The organism is Acinetobacter sp. Ag2 (genome assembly GCF_001005515.1).
Classification (GTDB): domain Bacteria; phylum Pseudomonadota; class Gammaproteobacteria; order Pseudomonadales; family Moraxellaceae; genus Acinetobacter; species Acinetobacter bereziniae.
In genome coordinates this window covers 1-6,179 of the sequence record NZ_LBNA01000009.1, presented here as the reverse complement: position 1 = coordinate 6,179, position 6,179 = coordinate 1, and the positions used below count along the sequence as shown (strand labels likewise).

The following is a 6,179-nucleotide window of genomic DNA, read 5'->3' as shown; positions in this document are numbered from 1 at the left end:
TTGTATATTTTTATGGCTCCCATTGTAGGTTAAATTATGAACCCTAAATGTCAACAGACCCTAATGAATTAAAATTATTTTTGACCTTTGGTATAAGTTAAATTTTAAATATTTAAATCAATTATTTATTAAAGTTTTTAAAATGCTCTTGCAGATATTCAATTAAAACTTTGACTTTGTTTGGCATGAGTTTTCGATCAGGGACTACAGCATAAATCGCGGTAGGTTCCACCGTAAATTCAGGAAGAACATGGATTAATCTCTCAGTCATTAAATCATCGTGAACATGCCAAAAAGAGTGATTTGAAATGCCTAGACCTGCCAATGCGGCTTGACGCACACCTTCACCGGCGTTGGTAATAAAGTGTCCTTTGACATGAATATTTAATAATTTATCTCCTTTTAAAGGATCAATAAAGTTCCATGTATCAGTGATGCCTTTTTGATGGCGTTGAACGATACAGCGATGTCGCGCTAAATCTTCAATATGCTGAGGTGTGCCGTACTGCTCAAGGTATTCTGGAGAGGCGCAGAGTAAGCGCTGATTGATACATAACGGTTTAGCAATTAACGATGAATCTTGAAGTTTTCCAATCCGAATTGCAATATCCATTCCTTGAGCAATCAAATCTACGTTCTGATCATTAAGATCTAAGTTTATCGACAATGCTGGATGTTGCTTTAAAAATTCAGCAATCACTTTAACCAGTATTTGTACACCGAAACTCGCAGGCGCTGTGAGATTAATATTTCCAACAAGCTGTTGATCGCGATGTTTAAGATTTTCAGTCAATATCTGAAAACTTTCTAGTAGCGGTTGCCCATGTTCAATCAACGTCTTAGCTTCTTCAGTCAAACGCAATTTACGGGTAGTGCGATAAAATAGCCTAAGCGATAAATGATTTTCTAATCGTTGAATGCGCTGACTTGCCACTGAAACAGCGATATTGGCATGCTTTGCTGCTTGACTGATCGAGCCAAGTTCAGCAACACGAAGAAAGAATTGAAAATCTTCTGTATTCATTTTCCATAAAATCGAAAAAGTATTTTCTGATTATCCTGATTTTTTAAATAAATTGAAATTGCTATTTTTGCAATATCGATTATTGAAACAAGGTGAATGGTCATGAAATATAATCTTCTAGGAAGTTTGGGATTAAAAGTATCCGAGCTTGGTTTTGGTGCGGGAACTTTTGGTGGAAAAGGACCTTTATTTTCTGCATGGGGACAGACCAAACAAATTGAAGCTAATCAAATGGTTGCATCTTGTATAGACGCAGGGATTAATTTTTTTGATAGCGCTGATGCCTATTCAGAAGGTGAGTCAGAGAAAATGCTAGGAATTGCATTAGCACCGTATCGACAAGATGTAATCATTTCAACCAAAGTGGGGATTCGTAAAGATCCACAAGTGAATCAAGTCGGTTTTAGTCGTGATTATTTAATACGTGCCGTTGAGCAATCTCTAGAGCGTCTAAATACCGATTATATTGATGTATTACAGTTACATCAGTTTGATAATTTCACTTGCCTAGAACAACTCATGAAAAGCTTAGATGCGTTAGTGCGAAGTGGAAAAGTACGTTATATTGGCGCATCAAACTTCTCAGGCTGGCAATTGATGAAGGCGCAGTCAATTGCTGATCGTTATGGTTATGAAAAAATGGTGGCTCATCAAGTCTATTATTCGCTGATTGGGCGAGACTATGAATGGGAGTTGATGCCTTTAAATCATGATCAGCACATTGGTGCTGTGGTTTGGAGTCCTTTAGGGTGGGGACGTTTGACAGGAAAGTTTGATCGAGAGCATCCCATCCCAACTCAAAGTCGTTTACATGCAACAGCGCAATTTGCACCACCAGTAAATGATCAATATCTCTATGATGTTATTGATATTCTGAAAGAGTTATCGTTGAGTACAGGTTATTCAGTTACACAAATTGCATTAAAGTGGTTGCTTACGCGCCCTACAGTTTGTACGGTATTGATTGGTGCTCGTAACCAGCAACAGCTACAAGATAATCTCATTGCAAAAGATGTCATATTGACAGAAACACAGTTACAGCGTTTAAATCAAATCAGTGCAGTATATCCACCATATCCATATTATCCGTATTGGAATGGTCAATTCTCCGAGCGTTATCAAGCTTTAGTTGAATCTTCATTTATTCAAAACTAAGCTTTTAAATTGATTAACAAAAACCTGATACTGATTCATACGCAGTTGTGTTATCAGTATCATCCTATTGATCCAATTGTTATTCCTATAAATTAAATAGAGCCATAAGAATGAATCCAACCATTGAAACACAAATGTTAATTCGTAAACCTGTAGCTGAGGTTTTTAATGCTTTTATAGACCCAGCAATAACCACTAAGTTTTGGTTTAGCAGTTCCACTGGACCACTAAAAGAAGGAAAAATTGTGCAGTGGGGTTGGGATAAATATCAAGTAAAATCGAAAGTCATGGTTTTTAATATTCTTGAAAATAAATTGATTCAAATTGCATGGGGCGAAGATCCTAAAACGTCTGTAGATTTTATTTTTGAAGCGGTCAGTGCTGAGCAAACTTATGTCACGATTCGTAATTATGATATCCCATTGCAGGGTTCTGAATTGATTAAATTTATTATCGATGCGACTGGCGGATTTACGACGGTATTGGACGGTCTAAAAGCATATTTGGAACATGGCTTGGTGCTGAATTTGGTCGAAGATAAATTTCCACCTTTTTAAAAAACGAGAACATCATATCTCATGATTTGGCACTCAGTTTTTACTCGAATTGGGTGCTATACATTGCTCATTATATAAATGAATAAAGCCTAAAACTTTTACTTTTTGGTGTGTTGGTCTTTCATCGAAAGGTAGGCAGGAAGTTTAAGTTTTGATTGAGCCCTGAGTTTCATTTTTATATATAACACCAATGCAAAGCATGTGGTTGCCACGGTTAAGAATAATCCATTCATATAGGTCATGATTGAACTAATATAACCAATTGTGGTTAAACGATTCATCATTTTAACCACTTGTGGACTACTTTCTACCCCTGTGATTGCCCAACTACAAAGATGTTCACAATTATTGATAATTAAATGATAGCTGTTTTCATGCATACGTGAGCGCATACGGCGTACGACATGGCGACCCGAAAACTTGGGTTGCTCATAAAGACGTATGCGAATGGTTTTACCATGTGAGAATTTTTCGAGAGAGGTCATTTCTATAGGACGTTTTTTAAAGAAATGTGCAAAACCAGAATAATGAATCACACGACCTCGTCCTGCATAAATGCCATGATGGCTATAGCCAAAATGTTTGACGATTAAATGCGCTCCAATCGGGTATTTGGTTATTTGTTTTGTCTGCATATTTCACTCAGTTCAAATAAATTGTACACATGTATTTAATTGAAAGGATAGAATGATTATAGCGATGCGTAATGAATTTAATAGCCCTTAAAGTGCTAATTAAGTAAAAAATTACATTTAAAATGCAAAATAGCATACATTATGAATTAAAAAATTGAAAAGATGATTTGGAATTAAAGTTTATGCGTTTGAGATATTGGATCTATACCTTTTTGACCAGTATAGGATTGAGTACTTTTCCATTTCAGCTACATGCTGAGACGACTTATACTAAAATCAGTAAAGATCAGAAAGTGATAGCAGATGTGGTTTGAATTGATGATCTGAGTAAGCTACAGTTATTCCTCAAAGATCCACAGGCTCGACCCTATAAGAAATTCGCTGCGTTACAAAAGAACCTGAAGCAATGTAATATCAGTTTTGCTATGAATGCAGGGATGTATCATGCCAATTTTACACCTGTTGGGCTGTATATTGAGCAAAACAAACAACAGGTTGAATTAAATCAACAAAAGAATAAATTTGGTAACTTCTTTATGCAACCCAATGGTGTGGTGGCATGGAATGATCATCGAGCTGTCATTCAAACCACAACCCAGTATCAAAAGTCTAAGTTTAAAGCACGCTTTGCGACACAATCTGGTCCGATGCTGGTCATCAATGGACAAATTAATCCAATCTTTGTAAAAGACTCAGACTCGTTGAAAATTAGGAATGGGGTTGGAATTAAAAATAATCAGCTCTATTTTGTGATTAGTCGTGGCAAAATTAATTTTTATGAGTTCGCTGATATTTTTAAAACACAGCTCAAGACTGATCAAGCTTTATATTTAGATGGAAGCATTTCAAGTGCATACATTCCACAAGCAAAAAGGAATGATCAAATATATGACTTAGGTCCTATGTTTGTTTATACAGAAGCTGAGCAGTGTCATTAATTTTGGATTAAAAAATTGCAGAAGAATATATGGATGTGGGTAAAGACACATCCATATATTGCTGTTGATTAAATTATTTAACCATTCCGAAAATTGATGATTGTGCTTTACATGCTTTGATCGCATCTTCTTTTGGCATTTTTTTGATTTCTTCTTCAAATGCCTTTTTCTGTTCTTTCAGCGAGTCTTCAGGAATACCACTTTGTTTTGCTAAATCTTCCATATGTTTCCAAGATTCTTCGCATTCCTTTGGCAAGCCACCACATGCTGTTAATACTGTAGTTAAAGCAATCATTGCTGTTAAATTTAATAATTTCATATTATTACCCTTAAATTGAAAATTGATTTTTTATTCATATTGATCGTTAAAGTTTTTAGCATTTATAAATGACGATGAAATGAATTCTTTCAATAAAAAAGACTTCATTCTTCAAATATATACGCCAGAATGAAGTCTACGCTAAAAAATAAATTTATCCAAATCGTTGTTTTTAGAACCGATAGCCGATTTTTAGACCATAACCAATGGCATTATTGTTTCGATAGTCGCCTTGTTGTGCGATTTCAGAAGCACCAGGAACAGGAATATAATATGTTCCATCCTGTGCTGTTGCATCGCCAATCCATTGATATTTAACTCCACCAGCAATAAAGTAATCAGCAGTTGGATTATATTGAACACCAATCCCCAATCCCCATCCACCTTTGGTTGGATTTAATACAGAAGCAGGATTACCTGTACCTGAGTCCCATGACACATCCGCTGAAGCTGCCCATTTTTCAGTAAACTGATGTCCCAGACCAAGTGTTAAATTGTATTGGTCTTTTTGATAATCATCGAGATTGAATCCTCCCGAATACAATCCTTGGCTCAGTTCAGCCGTTGCGAGTTCGGTTAAGGCACCGAATTGGGTAGGGCGAATTTTAAAATCTTTCCAATTTACCCAACGCGCATTTAAATACGCAATTGTGTCTTTATAAACACCAGTTTGTAAGTCAACATTGACGGATTGAGGTGTATTGATTTCAGTTGGTTGATCTCCAGTAAAAGCCAATGCTTCACCAAAAATCGTTTCTTGCGCATCAATTTTATGTTTGATTTTAGAACGGTAGGTTACTGCGGCTTTTAAGGCAATTTCGGGTATTTGAAAAGCTGCACCTGCCATCCAACCTACAGCACTGTCTTGTTTGAATTTTGCATCGTAGCCATTAAACACACTCATCGAATTGCCACGTAAAGATACTGATCCTTTTACAGTTTGATAAACGCCACCGCCATACATATTAAAATGTGTATTCGGCTGAAAACCGAATAGCATCGTAATATTCTGTGTATCTACATCGGCAGAAGTACCTTTCATGGTAATTTCATTATCCGAGAAGGTATTATTTGTACGTAAAGGATATTCAATATCTGCACCATATGGTTGATCGTAAATCACACCAAAAGAAACTTTTGGCGCAATTTGAAGTTTCAATGCTGCATTATAGTATTGGAATGAGCGCGCCATATCGCCAGTACTTAGATCATTGCTACCTGCATTGACCAAATCTGGACGATTGCGAACTTTACCAGAAACATCTGGATCAACAGCGGAAATGCTGGCTTCAAAATAGTTTTTGTCTTCAAGAAATGCCAGTATTGATTGTCCTGATTGATCCATGGCAGCCGCCTGAGCATAAGCTGTTGAAAATAGAGTAAGTATACTGAGAAGGAGGGGCTGTGTTTTCATGCTGTTCGTTCCTTGAATATTTTTGTTATTGCGGTCATAAAAGTCAAATAAAATAGCAACCATTAAACTATCTTAAGTAATTAGTTTCACTGGTTTTATTTAGGGGCTGTGGACATTTCATAAATGGCTTGCGTTGT

6 protein-coding genes and 1 pseudogene are annotated in these 6,179 nt (G+C 36.3%); 3 read left to right on the top strand and 4 right to left on the bottom strand.

Features of this window, described 5'->3' with window-relative positions; genetic code table 11:
* Positions 1–121: 121 nt before the first annotated feature.
* Positions 122–1,024, bottom strand: a complete 903-nt coding sequence (locus tag AAV97_RS00130) for a LysR family transcriptional regulator (protein ID WP_046759464.1) — start codon at positions 1,022–1,024, stop codon at positions 122–124.
* A 102-nt stretch (positions 1,025–1,126) separates the two neighbouring features.
* Here AAV97_RS00130 and AAV97_RS00125 point away from each other — a divergent pair, with 102 nt between their 5' ends.
* Together AAV97_RS00125 and AAV97_RS00120 are read left to right on the top strand one after the other, a co-directional pair.
* On the top strand, positions 1,127–2,179 hold the full coding sequence (locus AAV97_RS00125) for an aldo/keto reductase (RefSeq protein ID WP_046759463.1): 1,053 nt from the start codon (positions 1,127–1,129) through the stop codon (positions 2,177–2,179).
* Between the two features lie 110 nt (positions 2,180–2,289).
* Complete coding sequence (locus AAV97_RS00120; protein ID WP_046759462.1) at positions 2,290–2,736, top strand: SRPBCC domain-containing protein; 447 nt, start codon at positions 2,290–2,292, stop codon at positions 2,734–2,736.
* Between the two features lie 98 nt (positions 2,737–2,834).
* Here AAV97_RS00120 and AAV97_RS00115 read toward each other — a convergent pair whose 3' ends face one another.
* Positions 2,835–3,371 carry a lecithin retinol acyltransferase family protein gene (locus AAV97_RS00115; protein ID WP_046759461.1) on the bottom strand — a complete coding sequence of 179 codons (537 nt, stop codon included), beginning with the start codon at positions 3,369–3,371 and terminating at the stop codon, positions 2,835–2,837.
* 182 nt (positions 3,372–3,553) lie between these two features.
* Here AAV97_RS00115 and AAV97_RS00110 point away from each other — a divergent pair.
* Positions 3,554–4,309, top strand: a pseudogene (locus AAV97_RS00110) (phosphodiester glycosidase family protein).
* A gap of 73 nt (positions 4,310–4,382) precedes the next feature.
* Here AAV97_RS00110 and AAV97_RS00105 read toward each other — a convergent pair.
* Together AAV97_RS00105 and AAV97_RS00100 are read right to left on the bottom strand one after the other, a co-directional pair.
* Entirely contained in the window at positions 4,383–4,628 is a 246-nt protein-coding gene (locus AAV97_RS00105; protein WP_004830587.1) for a hypothetical protein, read from the bottom strand.
* A 172-nt stretch (positions 4,629–4,800) separates the two neighbouring features.
* Positions 4,801–6,042: an OmpP1/FadL family transporter gene (locus AAV97_RS00100; protein ID WP_046759465.1), complete on the bottom strand. Its 1,242-nt coding sequence runs from the start codon at positions 6,040–6,042 to the stop codon at positions 4,801–4,803.
* Positions 6,043–6,179 lie beyond the last annotated feature (137 nt).

Bases quoted from the DNA above. Each gene is read 5' to 3' on its own strand.
- AAV97_RS00130 (WP_046759464.1), bottom strand. From the start codon at position 1,024: ATGAATACAGAAGATTTTCAATTCTTTCTTCGTGTTGCTGAACTTGGC.
- AAV97_RS00125 (WP_046759463.1), top strand. From the start codon at position 1,127: ATGAAATATAATCTTCTAGGAAGTTTGGGATTAAAAGTATCCGAGCTT.
- AAV97_RS00120 (WP_046759462.1), top strand. From the start codon at position 2,290: ATGAATCCAACCATTGAAACACAAATGTTAATTCGTAAACCTGTAGCT.
- AAV97_RS00115 (WP_046759461.1), bottom strand. From the start codon at position 3,371: ATGCAGACAAAACAAATAACCAAATACCCGATTGGAGCGCATTTAATC.
- AAV97_RS00105 (WP_004830587.1), bottom strand. From the start codon at position 4,628: ATGAAATTATTAAATTTAACAGCAATGATTGCTTTAACTACAGTATTA.
- AAV97_RS00100 (WP_046759465.1), bottom strand. From the start codon at position 6,042: ATGAAAACACAGCCCCTCCTTCTCAGTATACTTACTCTATTTTCAACA.